Consider the following 18,807-nt stretch of genomic DNA (forward strand, 5'->3'; position numbering starts at 1 on the left):
GGAAAGTTGCCGCTATGTAGGCGAAACTGGCAAAGGGGGCAATGCGGCGACAGCCTTCATGCCGGGAATTTCTGCTCCGAAGGAGTTATCACGGCGCAAGCTCACATCATCCGGTCGTGGTCGATCCGGAACAGCCGCAGCCTCCCCTCACCCTCAACCGGCAGCGGCACCAGACCCGGCCAGCCCCGATCGTTGACGAGCGCCGCGTAGAACGGCGCTTCTTGCGGTGGCAACTCGAATGGCGCATGGCAGACGGCGACATAGTCATAGCCATCGAGCAACGCCTTGCGCTGCGCATCATCGGCCATGGCAAAAACCGTGAAACTCCGGCGAATGCCAGGGGACGCACGATGAAATGGGATGGCCGCCACCGAGACACCATCGGGCACATGGCTCGCCAGCGCCAGGCCCAGACCTGTCGGCGCCATGATGCGGCCAGGCGGCAGCGCCTGCAATTCGGTAAAGTCTTCCCCCCGGCAATCATCTGCTGACATCAGCCAGACGGAATCCTGCCGTGGCGGCTCGACGGGAATGAAAAGATAGAGGGCCCCGATCAGCAGCATGCCGACCAAGACCGGCAGGACAGCCAGAGACCGACGGACGCCCGACGCCCCCGGCGCGGCCAGGACCGCCAGTGCGAGCGGCAGATAGAGCGGCATCAGCGCCACGGGAAACCGCACATAGCGGATGAGGACGATGGTCGTGACGATCGTGCTTGTGGCAAACAGGAAAGCCGCCCAATGGCGGAAGCTGCCACGGCTTTCGGCGCGCCAGATCGGACAGGCGAAGAATGCGATGATCGACATGACCAGCAGGAAGGCCAGCATCTGAAGCCCGGTCATACCCTCCTGCCGGAAGGCAAGGACATTGTTCTCCTGCAGGATACGATCGAACCAGTAGAGCCGGGAGACCGCATCGATCATATGATAGGGGCCCGCCAGGCACAGGGGATAGAGGTAAGCGAGCACCCCGGTGACAAAAGCGCCACCGAGAGACAGAACCATGAGGCGACCCCACCAGGATGAGCGAGCAGGCATGAATCTAGCAGAGAGCCAGAAGCAGGCTCCATAGCCAGAAATCGCGGTGATGAACGGTGCCGAATAGGCGTCGCAGGCTGTTGCGAGCATGCCGTGCGGCCCGAGGAACAACAGCCCGGCGAGGATCGATACCAACACCATCGATAATCCCGTATCGGCGAGAATTCGGCGACTGCGATCAACGTCCAGGATGAAGCCAATGGCGACCAGCGCAAGCGCAAGCGCCACAAATGGCAGGCATTCGAGCCCGATGACGAGCGACAGCGTTGCTCCGGTTCCAATCATCAGGCCACCGTGCCGGCGATCGGTGACGAGCCCCAGCAGGATCAGCATCATCAGCACGATCTGCATGTTGTGATGATCGATCCGCCCAGGCGCAAATTCACCAGCGGCCACGATAAGCAGCAGTCCGACCAGCAGCCAGGACAGGGTGGAAAGCTCTTCGCTCGGTGTGACGGCACGCGCAAATTCGACGGCAAGCCAGCCCACGGCCAGAAGCATCAGGGGCGGCCAGACCAGAGTTGCGACATGCAACGCTAACTCCATCCCGAAAACCGGCGACAGCGCGGTGGCAATCACCACATAAGGAAGATCGATGAGCCGCGACCAGGGTGACAGATAGACCTCCGGCATCCGGATCATCGGCAGGCTCGGATCATACCATCCGCCGGTCTCGAGCAGATGGCGAAGCTGGAGCAGACGCAGTTCGTCGTCGATGTCTTTGAAGAATGATGTACCGTCGAGCATGTCGAAGGCGAGGATCACGGCAAGCGCGGCGAGGATCACAACGACGGGATGCAGCGACCTCGTCACATCCCGTGAACTGCGTGTTTCGGCCATTTACCAAGTCCCGCCTGCCAAAGAAGTCTCAACCTAGCCCGCAAGCCGTGAACATTTCCTTTGTTCGTTTCAGCATCGATTGACAGCGCATTCGCGTCGCGCAACACACGGAAAACATGGGGAACGGGAGAGCGCGATGTTTTCGGAACGACTGTGGCTGGATAGACCGTCAGGCGCCCGCCTCGCCTATCACCATCAGCCATCCACGACGGAACCACGCGGCATCGTCCTCATCTGCCATGGGCTTGCCGAGCATTCCCGCCGTTACCAGGCGTTTGCGGTAGCTCTGGCGGCGCGCGGCTATCATGTCTATGCGCACGACCATCGCGGCCATGGCGAGACGACGGCACCGGATGCCGCCCTCGGCCTCTTTGCCCGCCAGGACGGGGTGGCAAAGGTCATCTCCGATGTCATGGCGATGCGGGACCTCGCCCTGGAGCGGCATCCCGCTCTCCCGGTCACTCTTTTCGGCCATTCCATGGGTGGCCTGATTGCGCTGAATGTCGCGACGGCGCACCCGCAATCCTTCAATGCCCTGACCATCTGGAACTCAAACTTCAATCCGGGCTTGGCAGGCCGTTTCGCCCAGGGCGTGCTCTATCTCGAACAAATGCTGAAGGGCTCCGACGTCCCTTCCCTCATCCTGCCCAAGGCAACTTTTGCCGCCTGGGGACGCGCCATTCCCGGCCATCGCACCGCCTTCGACTGGCTGTCGCATGACCCGAAGGAAGTCGACGCCTATATCGCCGATCCGCTGTGCGGCTTCGACGCCAGCGTCTCGATGTGGAGAGATATCTTCAGACTCACCTTCGCAGGCGCAGACCCGGAACGCCTCGCCCGCCTGCCGCAGCGGCTTCCGGTCTATCTCGTCGGCGGCGGCCAGGATCCGGCGACCAACAAGGGCCGCGAAATCCGTTGGCTCGGCCAGCGCATGCTCGATGTCGGCATGACCGATGTCGAAACGACGGTCTACGAGACTATGCGCCACGAGACACTGAACGAGATCGGCCGTGAAAAACCGATTGCCGATTTCCTTGGGTGGCTCGCCAATCTTGGCCCCTGAAGCGTCAGGATATTGCCGAAACGGAATGATGCCATGAGAGAATATCAGGTGCGAATGGCAAAATCCGGCAGTATAGCTCGACTGACAGCAGTTCTTGTCATGGCAAGCGATCCAATTCCGTCGGATCGCCTCATATGACGACGCCGCACAGGATCGCGCAATGACGTCTAAGCAACCCGCCCCGCCACCGCTATCAGGCATCCGCGTGATCGAACTTGCCCGCGTGCTGGCCGGGCCCTGGGCAGGCCAGATGCTTGCCGATCTCGGCGCAGACGTGATCAAGGTGGAGAACCCGGAAGGTGGCGACGACACCCGCGCCTGGGGGCCTCCCTTCGTCGAGGGCGTTGATGGCGAGAACCTTTCGGCTGCCTATTACCATTCGACCAACCGCAACAAGCGCTCGATCGCGGTCGACCTGAAGACGCCGGAAGGCCAGGAGACCGTCCGCCGCCTCTGCGCGTCGGCAGACGTCGTCATCGAGAACTTCAAGCGCGGCGGCCTTGAGAAATACGGCCTCGATTACGCAAGCCTGAAGGCGATCAACCCGAAGCTCGTCTACTGCTCGATCACAGGCTTTGGCCAGAACGGCCCCTATGCCGATTTCGCCGGCTATGACTATATCGTCCAGGGCATGTCCGGCTTCATGTCGATCACGGGCGAAAAGGACGGCGAGCCGATGAAGGCGGGGGTCGCCATCGCCGACATCTTCACCGGCATCTATGCCGTGACAGCCATCCAGGCTGCCCTCATCCACGTGATGAAGACCGGCCAGGGCCAGTTCGTCGACATGGCCCTGCTCGACGTCATGTCGGCAGTGCTCGCCAACCAGAACATGAACTACCTGATCTCCGGCAAGCCCCCGACCCGGCTTGGCAATGCCCATCCGAATATCAGCCCCTATGAAGTCGTGCCCACATCAGACGGCCATCTGATCCTGGCCGTCGGAAATGACGGCCAGTTCAAGCGCCTCTGCACGATCCTCGGCATCCCCGCTGTTGCCGACGACGAGCGCTTCGCCACCAACAAGGCCCGCATCGCCAACAAGGTCGAGGTCCGCCGTATCGTCACGGCAGAAACAGAGAAGTGGCAGAAGCGCGACCTGCTCTCCGCCTGTGAAGCGAACGCCGTGCCGGCTGGACCGATCAACTCGATCGAGGAAATGTTCGCCGACCCGCAGGTCCAGGCGCGCGGCCTGAAGATTGAGCTGACCGACGACAAGGGCACCGTGATCCCGAGCGTGCGCACGCCGATCGTGCTCTCCGAAACCACCCTGCGCTACGAGCGCCCGAGCCCGCGCATCGGCGAGCATGGCGAAGACATTCTGGCCGAACTGGCCGAGCTGGAAAGGAAGACGAAATGAAGAGAACCGGTGGAGCCCTGATCGTCGAAGCCTTGAAGGCCAACGGCGTCGAGCGCGTGTCCTGCGTTCCCGGCGAAAGTTACCTGGCCGTGCTTGATGCGCTGAAGGACAGCGGCATCGAGACGCTGGTCTGCCGCCAGGAAGGTGGCGCTGCGATGATGGCCGACACCTGGGGTCGCCTCACCGGCAAGCCCGGCATCTGCATGGTGACCCGCGGCCCAGGCGCCACCAACGCCTCGGCCGGCCTGCACGTCGCGAAGCAGGATTCGATCCCGATGATCCTCTTCATCGGCCAGATCGGTCGAGACATGAAGGAGCGCGAAGCCTTCCAGGAGGTCGAGTATCGCCGCGCCTTCACCGAGTTTGCCAAATGGGTGGGCGAGATCGACGACGCCCGCCGCATCCCGGAATTCGTCACCCGCGCCTTTGCCGTCGCCACCTCCGGCCGCCCCGGCCCGGTCGTGCTGACGCTGCCCGAAGACATGCTGCTCGACGAAGTCGAAGCCCCGGAAGCCAAGCCCTACACGCCGGTTGAGGCCCATCCCGGCCCGAGCCAGATCGCCGCCCTCGGCGAGATGCTGAAGACCGCCAAGCGTCCGATGGTCGTTCTCGGCGGCACGCGCTGGAGCGAGACGTCCGTCGCCGGCTTCCAGACCTTTGCGGAAAAGTTCAAGCTGCCGGTCGGCTGCTCCTTCCGCCGCCAGATGCTCTTCGACCACCTGCATCCGTCCTACGCTGGCGATGTCGGAATCGGCATCAACCCGGCGCTCGCCAAGGAAGTGAAGGAAGCAGATCTCCTGGTCTTGCTTGGCGGCCGTTTTTCCGAAATGCCGTCCTCGTCCTACACGCTGATGGACATCCCCTACCCGGCGCAAAAGCTCGTCCATATCCACCCGGACCCGTCCGAACTCGGCCGCGTCTACCGCGCCGATCTCGCCATCTGTGCCGCCCCTGAGGAGTTCGTCGCAGCGCTCGCTACCCTGGAGGCACCCACCGCCCCTGCCTGGGCCGAGCGTACCGAATCCATGCATGCCACCTATCTCGCCTGGTCGACACCGCCGAAGGCTGGCCCCGGCGCCGTGCAGATGGGCCCCATCATGGAATGGATCGAAGCCAATACGCCGAAGGACGCGATCTTCACCAATGGCGCCGGCAACTACGCCACCTGGCTGCATCGATTCCATCGCTTCCAGGCGTTTAACACCCAGGCCGCCCCGACCTCCGGCTCGATGGGTTACGGCCTTCCGGCAGCAGTCGCCGCCAAGCAGCTCTTCCCCGAACGTGAAGTCATCTGCTTTGCCGGCGACGGCTGCTTCATGATGCATGGCCAGGAATTCGCGACCGCGATCCGCTACAACCTGCCGATCATCACGCTTGTTATCAACAACGGCATGTACGGCACGATCCGCATGCACCAGGAGCGCGAATATCCGGGCCGTGTCAGCGCCACCGATCTCACCAATCCCGATTTCGCGGCACTCGCCAAGGCCTATGGCGGCCACGGCGAAACCGTCGAAAAGACCGAAGACTTCGCCCCCGCCTTCCTGCGCGCCCGAGCCTCCGGCAAGCCCGCAATCATCGAGATCAAGCTGGATCCGGAGGCGATCACGCCGACGCGCACCTTGACTCAAATTCGCAACAAGGCCTGATAGGCAGTTGATCAGAAACGAGAAAAGGCCGGGATCGCTCCCGGCCTTTTCGTATTCAGCAACGTCCCTGAAAAATCAGATCGCCGCCGTGACGATGAACTCGACCTTGTAGTCCGGGGTCGCGAGGGCGGCTTGCGACGTGGCACGGGCCGGCGGGTTGGCCGGGTCGATCCAGGCTTCCCAGACGGCGTTCATTTCGCCGAAGGTCGACATGTCCGAGAGGTAGATGATCGTCTGCAGGATCTTCGACTTGTCCGAGCCGGCAGCGGCCAGCAGGCGGTCGACTTCGGCAAGCGCCGACTTCGACTGCTCGGTCACGGAGGCGCCTTCGCCAACCTGGCCGGCGAGATAGACGGTGTTGCCGTGGACGACGGCGCCGCTCATGCGCTTGCCGGGCTCGATACGCTTGATGCTCATGGGAAAACTCCTGCTTGAGGCTTGGGTAAAACACGCAGAAGCCGGACGCGAAGGCCCGGCCAGCGATGGTGACGAAATGGGATCAGCCGCGCTGGCGAAGCGCGTGTTCGTAGGTCGCGGTCGAACGCGCGCCCGAGCGGCAATAGCCGAGCATGGGGCGCTCGAATTCCTCCAGCGCATCGACCATGTCGGCGACGGCATCGGGCGTGACACCCATCGGGCCGACAGGCACATGCTTGATCTTGAGGCCCAGTTCTTCGGCGCGTTTTGCAATCGCGGCAAATTCAGGTTGGCCGAAGTCTTCGCCGTCGGGCCGATGGCAGACGATCGACTTGAAGCCGAGCGCCTTGATCTCGTCGACTTCTTCGACGGTGATCTGGCCGCTGACGGAATATTCCTCGTTGATCTCACGGATGTTCATCGGGCACCTCGTCAATTTCCTTGGGCCAAACATCTACGACGGGCATCCATGAGCGTCAATCGCGACAGGCTCGCCGTCCCGCCTTAGACGAAGGAAAATGCCAGACCGTAGTCGCGGCTTTCACCCGGCTGCAGAATGTTGAATTCGCCTGCCGCTTCGAGCGCGGCGCGGCCCACCCAGCGATGCGAGACGGGCTCGATCCCCAGCACATGGGCAGGCAGCCTCTGGTTCCGCCAGACCTGCAGATGCGGCAGCGTATCGGTGCGGAAACGAACTTTGAGCCTCTTGCCGCCGATAGCCGCAATCGGTCCAAGCCTCAGCTCAGCCCAGCCGCCATGCCCGGCCGGAACACAGAAGATGTCACCATCCCCTTCTCCGAAGGACCAGGGAAGCCCACCGCTTTCCAGCATCGCGCCTTCCAGCCGCGTGCCGGCATCGAAGTGTCTGGCGCCGAGATTCATGTGATACATCAGAAACGTCGGAAACGCGGTCTCTCCGACATTGACGACCGTATCGGCAAGCTGCACCTCGCCGCTATCGCCTTTCACACGCCATTGCCGCCGCAATTCTGCCTTGCCACCATCTGCAAGCGCAACGTCCACAACGGCGCGCGCCACGAGATCCTCGCCCTCGACGGTCATCTCTGTCGAGCGGGCCGGATTGGCAGAAAACGATCCGTGCAGCGGATAGTGGCGATCCGTTCCTGCGATCGGCTCGCGATGGCGAATGTGGTCCGGACCGCAGGTGAAAAGAAAACCCTGCAGCGAATGATCGATGCGCGGATCGCCATCATCCGGGATCGCCCGTCCTGGCGAAAGATCGATCCCCTCCACGATGCAGGCACCAATATCGAACACCGATCCTTCATCGAGCGCCAGACGCGGTCCCCTGGGACCGGAAAACATGATCATGCGATGGGTTCCTCGGCTTGCCGCTGCGGCGCTCTGAGGTGACCGGTGGAAATCAGATCCTCCAGTCCACCAAGCCCGCTGTCGAGCGAAGCGAGATAAGCGATGTTGACGCTGCGCTCAAGCCAGCGCTGGAACGCGCTCGCCTCTTTCGCCAGGCGTTCGAACCGCAACTGCCCCTTCTGCGTTAGGGTGAGGAGTTCGAAACGCCTGTCGAGACGATCTTTTTTGCGAATGAGGTAACCCTTGTCCTCCAACACCTTCACGGCGCGGCTGATTTTCGTCTTTGACAGGCCGGAATGGGATGAAATGGCTTTTGCGGTCGTTGGTGTGTGCTCGCCCAGCGACCACAGAACCTGCCACTCCGACCAGGACAATTCGTCCTCCGGCCCGCAGAACTGCATGAAGCCGTGGTCGACACTCTCCGCAACCCTGAGCAGTCGAAACGGAATGAAGGTTTCCATCCTCAGTCGATCTTGCATTCTCCCCCTCCGCCATGGTGACACGCTGGTACATACAGCCTGGCTTTCTCATCCGCCCCCGCAGAGAGTTAACCCAATCTTCATTATGAATTCACCTTTTCCACATTAGTGTCAAATTTATCGCGTTTGTCGCCGGCATAGACGAGGAATCGCATCGTGTTCGACTTCAGAAATTCTGGCTTGATACTGTTGGCTCTTGCCGCCGCTTCACTCGTTTCCGTGAGCGCGACATCAGCTCAGTCGGTGTATAACTACAACCGATCACAAACTCTTTTGATTTCTCCCGAGGGTGACATTCTCGATTATGTCCCGGAGGCTGGCGAAGTCTTCATTAGCCGTGACCGGATGGGGCGCACGGTTCTGGTCGATCGCATGGGCAATCTGGTCGCAACCGAGATTCCTGCGGAAAGCTACTACCCGCCACGCCAGCGTGGCCGCGACCGCGGCCTTCCGGGGGTCTATGACCCCTATGCGGAGCCGCAGCCTGCACCGCGCGGCTGGGATGACGATGTGACGACCGCGTCGATACCGGATGCGGCGCCGGGCGCCGGCATCCCCCAGGATGGCGTACCTCAGGACATGCCCTATGGCGGGCCTGATCTGCCGGCTCCCGCCGATACTGCGCCCACCCGCATGGTGACGCCGGAAATCCCGGTCAAGAGCAATCTGTCTCGCCTGGAGATTACAGCGCTTCAGGTCTTTCTCGATCGCGAAGGCATCTCGCCTGGTGTCATCGATGGCAAGATGGGCCAGAACGTCAACAAGGCAATCGTCGCCTGGGAACAGATGACGGGTGAAACACTCGACCCGAACAATGCGGATGACATTCTTGAGCGCCTGCGCCTCTCCGGCGGCCTGGCGATCAAAAGCTACACGATCACGGCCGGCGATGCCGCGGGTCCCTTTGTCGCCTCGATCCCGGATGACTACGCCCACAAGGCGCAGCTGCCGGCCATGTCCTACACCTCGACGGTCGAAATGCTGGCCGAGCGCTTCCATATGGATGAGGCCTATCTGCGCGAACTGAACCCCGGCGTCGACTTCTCGATCCCCGGCACGATCATCAAGGTTGTCGAACCAGGCCCGGCCAAGAAGGGCAATGTCGCCCGCATCGTCGCCAACAAGGGATTGAAGCAGGTCTTCGCCTATGGCGAGGATGGCAGCCTGATCGCCGCCTATCCCGCAAGCATCGGCTCGGCGGATACGCCCTCGCCCACCGGCACGGTGACGATCGATCGCATCGCCCTCAATCCGGGTTACACCTACAACCCGAAGGTCAACTTCCAGCAGGGCAACAACACGCAAGTCCTGCAGATACCACCGGGTCCGAACGGCCCTGTTGGCACGGTCTGGCTGGCGCTGTCCAAGCCGACCTACGGGATCCACGGCACCCCGGAACCTTCCAAGATCGGTCGCACCCAGAGCCATGGCTGCATCCGCCTGACCAACTGGGATGCGACGGAGCTTGCCAAGATGGTGAAGCCCGGCGTGACGGTCGAATTTGTTGAGTAACCGGCACGCCGAGCGCGCCAACGGAAAACATGACGTTTGAAACGAAGAAACCGCCGGCAGAACCGGCGGTTTCTTCGTTTGGACAAATGCTGAGAGAAGCCTCAGGCTGCCGAACGGACAAGCCGGAACAGGCGGCGCGGCTCGCCGGAGCGGATAATCTTGACCGGCAGCAGGCGCATGACCTCGGATGCGAAAGACCTGGCGTTTTCCTGGGCCTTGTCGAGATTGCTGATCTTCGCTGCATCCATGGAATACAGCGTGCCGCCACAGTCGAAGATCTCGCGATAAGCGCTGCGTTCGGCAATCGGCGTGTTCACGACATTGACACCACGGGCAGCCAAGAGACCCTTGATGGTCAGAAGTGCCCGGGTCGTGACCATGGAGGTGACACGGGTCAGAACAACCGAATGCGGAATGACCAGGTTCCCGGCATCTTCCATCAGCTTGATCAGGTCGAGGATCTGAGCGCCACCCTTGGCATCCATGGCGCAGCCCTGAACCGGGATCATTACATGATCCGAGAGACCGATCGCGGTCGTCACCATCGCATCGCGTGCGCCGGCCAGATCCATGATGATGTAGTCGTTGGTGCGAGACAGCTCGCGGATATGCCCCTGAACAGAGGCAACGGTCACTTCCGAAACGACTTCGATATTGCGCTGGGGGCCGGAGATCTCGTGCCACTGGGTAATCCAGCGCTGCGGATCGGCATCCAGGATGGCGACGCGATATCCTTGATGGGCCAGTTCGGTGGCGAGCAGAAGGGCTGCGGTGGTCTTGCCGGCACCACCCTTGGCATTGGCAAATGAAATGACTGGCATGCTGTTTCCTTGGGAGGTCGGATCCGAGCGGCTCATCGCTCTGGGGCAACCTGCGTCATCGGCGCCACATGTATGCATGATGGCCCAAACATGGTTAACAAAGTGGAAACAACCCCAGCGCTCCCCTCCCCCTTAATGGGGAGAAGCGGCGGAAAAACATAGCATATTCGGAGATAGGAATGAGCTGGTGTCCGCCCATGCATCACCTCGGCATGCACGGCCCGACAGGCAAAGAGAGCTTAAACCTCGGGGCGCTCTAGGTCTTGCCGGAGATCGGAACCGCGCCATGTAGCCGGGCGCAAGTGATGGCCCCAGGACGGTGTCCCCGGGCCATCGTTGGGCGATTCGCCGTGTCAGAAGCAATCCGCAAACAGCTGCTTGGTGTTTTCCAGCGTCATCTTGACCGGGTTGCCACCGGCGCTCGGATCTTCGATCGCCATGGCCGAGAGCTCGTCGATACGGTCATTGGCAATGCCCATCGCAGAGAGATCAGCCGGGACGTTGAGTTCGGCGCGCAGGGCGAGCACATAGTCGTAGAAGCCGTCGAAGCCACCGGAAATACCGAGATAGGCAGCCGCCCGCTCGATTCGGTCCTCGATGACGTGACGGTTGAACTTCAGCACCGGAGGCATCACCACAGCATTCGTCATGCCGTGATGGGTGTTGTAGACGGCGCCGATCGGATGCGACAGCGCATGGATCGCGCCGAGCCCCTTCTGGAACGCGACGGCACCCATGGCAGCCGCCGACATCATGTTGGTTCGGGCCTCGATATCCGTGCCGTCCTTGTAGGCGCGTGGCAGGAATTCCTTGACCAGCCGCATGCCCTCAAGCGCGATGCCCTGGCTCATCGGGTGATAGAAAGGCGAGGAATAGGCTTCCAGGCAGTGCGCGAAGGCATCCATGCCCGTGCCCGCCGTGATCATCTTCGGCATGCCGACGGTCAGTTCCGGATCGCAGATGACGACGCCGGGCAAGAACTTCGGATGGAAGATGATCTTCTTCACGTGGGTGACGGAATTGGTGATGACTGAAGCGCGGCCGACTTCCGATCCGGTGCCCGCGGTGGTCGGCACGGCAACGATCGGCGCGATGCCGTCGGAGTTCGCGCGAGTCCACCAGTCACCGATGTCCTCGAAGTCCCAGACAGGTCTCGTCTGACCGGCCATGAAGGCAACGCACTTGCCGAGATCCAGCCCCGAGCCGCCGCCGAAGGCCACGACGCCGTCATGGCCGCCATCCTTGTAGGCCTTGATGCCGGCTTCCAAGTTCTTCTCGTTGGGGTTCGGGTCGACATCGGCAAACAGCGCGCGACCAAGACCGGCTTCTTCGAGCACATCGAGCGCCGTCTGCGTGATCGCCATCGGCGCGAGACCCCGGTCGGTGATCAGGAGCGGCTTCTTCATGCCGAGCGACTTGCAGGCGTCCGCCAGTTCCTTGATGCGGCCACGTCCCATCTTGACGGCGGTGGGGTAGCTCCAATTGGCGACGATGTTCATTTCGTGACTTTCTTCAGGTGGTAGGATTTCGGACGGGTAAGGTTCTGGAAGCCGAGCACGGAGAGCGAGCCGCCCTTGCCGGTTTCCTTGACGCCGGTCCAGCAAAGCGCCGGATCGAGATAGTCGGCGCGGTTCATGAAGACGGTGCCGGTCTCGATGTCACGACCGATGCGGGCGGCGCGTTCGGGATCCTGCGTCCAGAGCGAGGCGGTCAGACCATAGGGGCTGTCATTCATCAATTCGAGCGCCTCGGCGTCGCTCTTCACCTTCATGATGCCGACGGCCGGGCCGAAGGTTTCTTCCTTCATGAAGGTCATGGAGTGATCCACGTTCACCAGGATCTGCGGCATGATATAGGCGCCGCCGTCATCGGCGGGGAAGAGCTTCGGATCGACCAGTGCCTTGGCGCCCTTCGACACGGCATCGGCGATCTGCTCGCGCACGACCTTGGCAAAACGCTTGTTGGCCATCGGCCCGAGCGACGTTTCTGGATCGAGCGGATTGCCGAGCTTGTAGTTCGACACCCAGGCGACCGACTTCTCGACGAAGGAATCGTAGAGGCTCTCATGCACGTAGACGCGCTCGATGCCGCAGCAGCACTGCCCGGAATTGTAGGTCGCGCCATCCATCAGCGTATCGACGGCAGCGTCGAGGTCTGCGTCTTCCATGACGTAACCCGGGTCCTTGCCGCCGAGTTCGAGGCCGAGACCGGCAAAGGTGCCGGCGGCGGCCCGCTCGATCGAACGCCCGCCTTCGACCGAACCGGTGAAGTTGATGAAGTTGAAGTTGCCGGCCGCGATCAAGGCAGATGTCGTGGCGTGATCGAGGAAGAGGTTGATGAAGACATCATCCGGCACGCCGGCCTCGACGAAGGCGCGCACCATGCGCTCGCCGACCAGCAGCGTCTGGGTCGCATGCTTGATGACGACGGTATTGCCCGCCATGAGCGCCGGCGCGATCGTGTTGATCGCGGTCATGTAGGGATAGTTCCACGGCGCGATGACGAAGACGACGCCATGCGGCTCGCGCTCGATGCGGCGCTCGAACTTGTCGCTGGCTTCGACGACGAGAGGCGCCAGCGCATCCGCAGCGATCGCGGCGACATAGTTGGAGCGCTCGTTAAAGCCCTTGTATTCGCCACCATAACGCACCGGACGGCCCATCATGTGGGCAAGCTCGGGTACGACTTCGCCGGACATCTCGTTGAGACGGGCCACGCCCTTCAGCACGAGCTGGATGCGGTCTTCGAGCGGCCGGCGCGCCCAGGCTTTCTGCGCCTTGCGCGCACGGGCAACGGCCTCGCTTGCCGCTTCCAGCGACATCGCCGGTCGCTCGGCGTAAACCGATCCGTCGATCGGCGAAATGCATTGGATCATCGTCATTCTCACTTGCTCCTTCGGCCTAGCAGGCCAGTACTTTCACATGCCCCGCCGCGCCATAGGTCAGAATGGCGCGGTCGCGGGTCACGATCGTCAAATCATAAGACCGCGCAGTGGCGATCAGGATGCGGTCAGCCGGATCGCCATGCAGCGGCTCGGGCAGAAAGGAGGCTGAAACCAAGACTTCCGCCGATAAGGGAACGGTACTGATATCGAAGCGCACGCACGCAATTCGAAACCACTCCGCTGGCGGACGTCCAAGCACGATCCGTCCCTTGGCAACCAGCATTCCAAGCTCCCAAGCCGAGAATGGCGACACAAGTACAGTGTCCACTCTGGACGGCATGAAATCCAGAACATCTAGCAAGCCCTTCGAAACCGGCATGTCATGGGCCAGATAGATGATCGCGCAAGTATCCAGAAGATACCGTTCAGTCGTCATCGTAAACCTTGGCCCATTCGGGATCAGTCGGCGCCGTGAGATCAGTTCCCGGCATGATCGTGATGGTTCCCTTCATGCAGCCACGGACACGCTCGTAAAAGCTCAGCCCCGCCTCATTGTCCTTCTCGGTCATCAGATCGCCAGACACATCCTCGACGGGTTTGCGACCGGGTCCGATTGCGTACCCCTCCTGCCCCTCTTCCGCGAAGCCGACAACCTCCCCGCGCCGCTTGGCAGCAACCACCGCAAGCGGCACACCGAAATAGGCGGCGATCCCGTCCTGCTCCTCGGCGCTCATCTTTCGCTCGCCCCGCAGCATCCGTGACACCGCACTCGGGTCGAGACCGAGCTCCCGCGCCATGGCGCGAAGAGAACGGCCTTCCTGTTCAAGCTGTCGATAGAACCAGGCACTGTCGATCATGATGCACCTCCGGACTGTTGTGATTTTACCAGCCCGTGGACCTCACAGCAACAGAATCACGCCCGCTCAAAGCCGCGCGCCACCTCCCAGTCGGTAATCCGACGGTCATATTCCTCCTGTTCCCATTCGGCAGCACGAACATAGTGGTCGACCACGTCATCGCCGAATGCAGCCCTGAGCATGGCCGAATCCTTCAACGTTTCCGTTGCCGCCCGCAGCGTACGCGGGATCTCGCGAACGCCCTGCGCGCCGTAGGCGTCGCCGGTGAAGGCAGGCTCGAGTTCCATCTTCTTCTCGATCCCGTCGATGCCGGCCGCGAGAAGGGCAGCCATGGCGAGATAGGGATTGAGATCGGAGCCACCCACACGGCATTCGACGCGGATACCCTTCGTGCCGTCGCCGCAGAGACGGTAGCCCGCGGTGCGGTTGTCCTTCGACCAGATCGCCTTGGTCGGCGCGAATGTGCCGGCCATGAAGCGCTTGTAGGAATTGATGTAAGGCGCAAGGAAATAGGTAATTTCCGAAGCGTGACTGAGCAGCCCCGCCATGTAGTGCTTCATCGTTTCAGACATGCCGTACTGGCCCTTCTCGTCGAAGAAGAGCGGCGTCTTGCCATCGGCGGACCACAGCGACTGATGGATATGCGAGGACGAACCGGCGGCATTGTAATGCCACTTTGCAAGGAAGGTGATGGCCTTGCCCTTCGACCAGGCGATCTCCTTGCAGCCATTCTTGATAATGACGTGCCGGTCGGCCATGGACAGCGCGTCGGCATAACGGACGTTAATCTCTTCCTGGCCGGCAGAGGCCTCGCCCTTGGAGTTCTCGACCGGGATACCAGCGCCCTGCAGACCCTTGCGGATCGCCCGCATCACATCCTCTTCCTTGGTGGTCTGGAAGATGTGGTAGTCCTCGTTGTAGCCCGAGACAAGCTTGAGGTCCCGATAGCCCGAAAGTCGTGCCTCGTCATAGGTCTGGTCGAAGAGGAAGAACTCGAGTTCCGTCGCCATGAAGGCCTTCATGCCCATGGCTTCGAGACGCGCGACCTGCTTCTTCAGGATCGCGCGCGGCGAATGCGGTACCTCCGCATGGGTGGCGTGATCGAGCATGTCGCAGAGCACGAGGGCGGTGCCTTCGAGCCAGGGGATCCGACGAAGCGTCGAAAGATCCGGCTTCATCGTATAGTCGCCGTAGCCCTTCTCCCAGCTCGTCGCCTTGTAGCCGGAGACGGTTTCCATCTCCATGTCGGTCGCGAGCAGATAGTTGCAGCTATGGGTTTCCTTGTAGGCGCTTTCGACGAAATACTCCGCCTGGAAGCGCTTGCCCATCAAACGGCCCTGCATGTCCACCTGACACGCCAATACCGTGTCGATGCGCCCCTCGGCGACGTCCTTCTTCAGATCTTCGAATGTGTAAGTGGTCATTTCGGTGTTCCCAGGGCAGCGCGTGGTTCATGCGTCTTTTCTATGATGGTGACCCGGCCTGGAGCCGGGCCACCGCTTCTGCTGATCAGCCGTAACGGTACGGCTTGCCGGCCTTCTCCATGTCGGCATTGTACTTCTTGAGGATCTCGACGACCTTGCCGGTGCGCTCGGTCTGCTTGGCGACCTCTTCCCAAAAGACATGCGCCGCATCCTCGACGGTCTTCCATTCCGCATCCGGAATGCTGGTGAGTTCGAGGCGACCGCCTTCCGCACGCAGGCGCGCTTCGCCGCCCCAATACCAATGCAGACGCTTGTAGTGCGAACTGTCCATGCACATCTGCCAGAGAACCTTGAGATGTTCGGGCACTTCGTTCCAGCGATCGGCATTGGCAAAGAACGAGCCGCACCAGCCGCCGGAAACATTGTTGGTCAGGAAGTACTTGGTGACGTCGACCCAGCCGGAGGTGAAGACCTCGGTGATACCCGACCATGCGATGGCGTCGATTTCACCCGTCTGCATGGCGACCGGAACATCCTCGAAGGGGATGGTGACCGGCACCACGCCGAACTGTGACAGGAACTGGCCGGCGGTCGGGAAGGTGAAGACGCGCAGGCCCTTCAGGTCGTCGAGCTTGGTGATCGGCTTGTTGGTGGCAAAGTTGCAGGGATCCCACGCGCCGGCGGAGAGCCATTTCACGCCCACTTCCGAATAGGCCTGATCCCAGATTTCGGCGAGGCCGTATTCGTAAAACAGGGTCGGTACGTCGAGGCTGTAGCGCGAGGCAAACGGGAAGTAGCCGCCGAAGACCTTGATGTCGACGGGCGAGTTCATCGAATCGTCGTCCGACTGGACGGCGTCGATGGTGCCCGCCTGCATGGCGCGGAAGAGTTCGCCAGTCGGTACAAGCTGGTCGGCCGTGAAAAGCTGGATCTCCATCTCGCCGTTTGCAGCCTTGTTGAAGGCATCGACCGCCGGGCGAACAACGAATTCGGCAAGTGCCGCACCGGCATAGGTCTGCAGGCGCCAGGTGATCTTGGCGTTCTGGGCCTTGACGTAAGGGGCTGCCAGAACGGCAGGGGTCGCCATGGCGGCGGTCTTCAGGAATGAACGTCTGCTGTTAGTCATTTCGTTTCCCTCTGTTCTTCGTTTCTTTTCGAGCCCTCCGACTTTGCAGTCGAGCGGGTAGTCCTGGTGCCGGGCCCGTTTGCCGGACCTCTTGTCATTCGAACGCTAGCCTCGGAGATAGATCTGGCTTGGCAGCCACGTCGCGATCTGCGGGAAGATCATGATGATCACCATGCCCAGGATCATGATCAACACGAAGGGCACGACCGACCGATAGATGTCGATGAGACGGATGTCCGGAGGCGCCATCGCCTTCATCAGGAAGAGATTGTAACCGAAGGGAGGGGTCATGTAGGCGATCTGGCAGGTGATCGTGTAGAGCACGCCGTACCAGATGAGCGCATTGTCGACCCCGAGATCGAGCTTGCCGACCAGCGGAATGTAGAGCGGCGCCACGATGACCAGCATGGCCGTATCGTCGAGGAATGCTCCCATGACCAGGAACGACAGCTGCATCATGATCAGGATCTGCCACGGTGTAAGGCCGATATCGTTGACCAGCAGCTTCTCGATCGCACGAACGGCGCCGAGCCCGTCGAAAACAGCACCGAAGCACAGCGCCGCCAGGATGATCCACATGAACATGCAGGAAATGCCGAGGGTCTGTTCGAGGACCCGGTTCCATACGGCCTTGGTCAGGCGACCTTTGTACCAGGCGGCGAAAAGAGCACCGAGCGCACCGACGGCCGAACTCTCCACCAGGCTGGTGATCCCCATCAGGAAGAGCCCCATCATCAGGAAGAAGATGAGGAAGGGCAGCACGCCGGCACGGGCAAGTTTCAGCTTCTCGATCATGGGTATGTCGCGCTCTTCCTTGGGAAGAGCCGGACCCAGCGCCGGATTGAGGCGGCATCGGATGATGATGTAGAGGCAGAACATAGTCGCAAGCATCAGCCCCGGGAAGACCCCTGCCAGCCAGAGCTGGCTGACCGGCTGGCGTGCGATCATGCCGTAGAGCACCAGGACCACGCTGGGCGGGATGAGGATCCCCAGCGAGCTGCCGGCCTGGATGACGCCGGACACCATGATCTTGTCATAGCCGCGGCGAAGCAGTTCCGGCAGCGCGATGGAGGCACCGATGGCCATGCCGGCAACGGAGAGCCCGTTCATCGCCGAGATCACCACCATGAGCCCGACTGTTCCGACAGCAAGGCCGCCCGGCATGCCGCCAAACCAGACATGGAAGGCCTTGTAGAGGTCCTCGGCAATGCCGGATTCCGACAGCATGTAGCCCATGTAGATGAACAGCGGCAGCGTCAGCAGTGGATACCACTTCATCAGCTTCATGCCGGCCGAAAAGCCCATCTCGAAGCCGCCATTGCCCCAGAGCAGAGCCGCCGCGACAACGCCGACAAAGCCGATCGTCGCAAACACGCGCTGGCCCGTGAGCATCGACATCATCATCGACGAGAACATCAGGAGCGCGATCATTTCGTAGCTCAGGAACTCGCTCATGCGATTGGCCTCCCCATCGCAACCGCAAGATCCTTGATGAAGATCGATGTGGCCTGCAGGAAGGTCACGAAGATGCCGATGACCATCACGATCTTCACCGGTGCCATGTAGGGCGACCAGGAGGAATAGCTGGTTTCACCATATTCCAGTGCATAGTTCGTGCTCGATACGCCGCCCCACAACAGAAAGAAGAGGTAGACGAACAGCATCATGATGGTGATCACGTCGACAACGGCCTTCGTCCTTGGCGACCAGCGACCATAAAGCAGATCCATGCGCACGTGACTGTCGAGCTGCAGCGAGTAGGCGCCGCCGAGCAGGTAGTAGCCCGCCATGACGAACTGGGCCATTTCCAGCGTCCAGTGGGCTGGCAGGAAGAGGCCTTTCGAAATGGACGAATAGAGCAGGATGCCCATCATGACGAAGACGCCGTACATGACGATGCGCCCGACGCGGCGATTAAAGGCGTCGATGACGCGCACATAGGTCTGGAGAGCCTGCGGCATCAGCTCACCGCCGCCCCGAACCGCCCGATCGGTCCTCGTCTTGTT

At 61.4% G+C, this 18,807-nt stretch carries 18 protein-coding genes; 4 read left to right on the plus strand and 14 right to left on the minus strand.

The annotated features are described in order from the left end of the window. Positions 1-101 precede the first annotated feature (101 nt). Complete coding sequence (locus H6M51_RS18710; protein WP_185811338.1) at positions 102-1,877, minus strand: hypothetical protein; 1,776 nt, start codon at positions 1,875-1,877, stop codon at positions 102-104. A 136-nt stretch (positions 1,878-2,013) separates the two neighbouring features. Between H6M51_RS18710 and H6M51_RS18715 the strand changes: the two genes are divergently transcribed. From H6M51_RS18715 to H6M51_RS18725, 3 genes are all read left to right on the plus strand, one after another. Next, a complete protein-coding gene (locus H6M51_RS18715) occupies positions 2,014-2,940 on the plus strand; it encodes an alpha/beta hydrolase (protein WP_185811339.1) in 927 nt (308 codons plus the stop codon). Positions 2,941-3,100: 160 nt separating this feature from the next. Then, positions 3,101-4,300, plus strand: coding sequence for a CaiB/BaiF CoA-transferase family protein (locus H6M51_RS18720; protein WP_185811340.1), 1,200 nt, complete (start codon positions 3,101-3,103; stop codon positions 4,298-4,300). After that, positions 4,297-5,949: a thiamine pyrophosphate-binding protein gene (locus H6M51_RS18725; protein ID WP_185811341.1), complete on the plus strand. Its 1,653-nt coding sequence runs from the start codon at positions 4,297-4,299 to the stop codon at positions 5,947-5,949. Before H6M51_RS18720 ends, H6M51_RS18725 begins: the two co-directional genes overlap by 4 nt. Positions 5,950-6,024: 75 nt before the next feature. Here H6M51_RS18725 and H6M51_RS18730 read toward each other — a convergent pair whose 3' ends face one another. The 4 genes from H6M51_RS18730 to H6M51_RS18745 all read right to left on the minus strand — a co-directional run bounded on the left by H6M51_RS18730 (position 6,025) and on the right by H6M51_RS18745 (position 8,177). Next, positions 6,025-6,366 (minus strand): RidA family protein, encoded by a 342-nt coding sequence (locus tag H6M51_RS18730; protein ID WP_185811342.1) that lies wholly within the window; start codon positions 6,364-6,366, stop codon positions 6,025-6,027. Positions 6,367-6,448: 82 nt separating this feature from the next. Continuing rightward, entirely contained in the window at positions 6,449-6,787 is a 339-nt protein-coding gene (locus tag H6M51_RS18735) for a TIGR01244 family sulfur transferase (RefSeq protein ID WP_185811343.1), read from the minus strand. A gap of 83 nt (positions 6,788-6,870) precedes the next feature. Then, a complete protein-coding gene (locus H6M51_RS18740) occupies positions 6,871-7,698 on the minus strand; it encodes a DUF4432 family protein (RefSeq protein WP_185811344.1) in 828 nt (275 codons plus the stop codon). Then, positions 7,695-8,177 carry a MarR family winged helix-turn-helix transcriptional regulator gene (locus tag H6M51_RS18745; RefSeq protein ID WP_246780574.1) on the minus strand — a complete coding sequence of 161 codons (483 nt, stop codon included), beginning with the start codon at positions 8,175-8,177 and terminating at the stop codon, positions 7,695-7,697. Before H6M51_RS18745 ends, H6M51_RS18740 begins: the two co-directional genes overlap by 4 nt. 156 nt (positions 8,178-8,333) lie before the next feature. Here H6M51_RS18745 and H6M51_RS18750 point away from each other — a divergent pair, with 156 nt between their 5' ends. Beyond that, positions 8,334-9,689: a L,D-transpeptidase gene (locus tag H6M51_RS18750; protein WP_185811345.1), complete on the plus strand. Its 1,356-nt coding sequence runs from the start codon at positions 8,334-8,336 to the stop codon at positions 9,687-9,689. 101 nt (positions 9,690-9,790) lie between these two features. Here the strand turns inward: H6M51_RS18750 and H6M51_RS18755 are convergent, their stop codons facing one another. From H6M51_RS18755 to H6M51_RS18795, 9 genes are all read right to left on the minus strand, one after another. Further along, positions 9,791-10,510: a ParA family protein gene (locus tag H6M51_RS18755; protein ID WP_185811346.1), complete on the minus strand. Its 720-nt coding sequence runs from the start codon at positions 10,508-10,510 to the stop codon at positions 9,791-9,793. A 353-nt stretch (positions 10,511-10,863) separates the two neighbouring features. Continuing rightward, positions 10,864-12,009 (minus strand): iron-containing alcohol dehydrogenase, encoded by a 1,146-nt coding sequence (locus tag H6M51_RS18760; RefSeq protein WP_185811347.1) that lies wholly within the window; start codon positions 12,007-12,009, stop codon positions 10,864-10,866. Beyond that, positions 12,006-13,391: an aldehyde dehydrogenase family protein gene (locus tag H6M51_RS18765; protein ID WP_185811348.1), complete on the minus strand. Its 1,386-nt coding sequence runs from the start codon at positions 13,389-13,391 to the stop codon at positions 12,006-12,008. Before H6M51_RS18765 ends, H6M51_RS18760 begins: the two co-directional genes overlap by 4 nt. 19 nt (positions 13,392-13,410) lie before the next feature. Continuing rightward, positions 13,411-13,830, minus strand: coding sequence for a type II toxin-antitoxin system VapC family toxin (locus H6M51_RS18770; protein ID WP_185811349.1), 420 nt, complete (start codon positions 13,828-13,830; stop codon positions 13,411-13,413). After that, positions 13,820-14,251: a helix-turn-helix transcriptional regulator gene (locus H6M51_RS18775; protein ID WP_185811350.1), complete on the minus strand. Its 432-nt coding sequence runs from the start codon at positions 14,249-14,251 to the stop codon at positions 13,820-13,822. Before H6M51_RS18775 ends, H6M51_RS18770 begins: the two co-directional genes overlap by 11 nt. 56 nt (positions 14,252-14,307) lie before the next feature. Beyond that, on the minus strand, positions 14,308-15,675 hold the full coding sequence (locus H6M51_RS18780) for a glutamine synthetase family protein (RefSeq protein WP_185811351.1): 1,368 nt from the start codon (positions 15,673-15,675) through the stop codon (positions 14,308-14,310). An 85-nt stretch (positions 15,676-15,760) separates the two neighbouring features. Beyond that, on the minus strand, positions 15,761-16,801 hold the full coding sequence (locus H6M51_RS18785; RefSeq protein WP_185811352.1) for a TRAP transporter substrate-binding protein: 1,041 nt from the start codon (positions 16,799-16,801) through the stop codon (positions 15,761-15,763). 105 nt (positions 16,802-16,906) lie between these two features. Next, on the minus strand, positions 16,907-18,244 hold the full coding sequence (locus tag H6M51_RS18790) for a TRAP transporter large permease subunit (protein WP_185811360.1): 1,338 nt from the start codon (positions 18,242-18,244) through the stop codon (positions 16,907-16,909). Positions 18,245-18,252: 8 nt separating this feature from the next. Then, positions 18,253-18,807 (minus strand): TRAP transporter small permease subunit (locus tag H6M51_RS18795; RefSeq protein WP_348644531.1); only part of this gene is annotated, 555 nt, incomplete at its 5' end.

This window comes from Rhizobium sp. AQ_MP (genome assembly GCF_014237835.1).
Lineage (GTDB): Bacteria > Pseudomonadota > Alphaproteobacteria > Rhizobiales > Rhizobiaceae > Allorhizobium.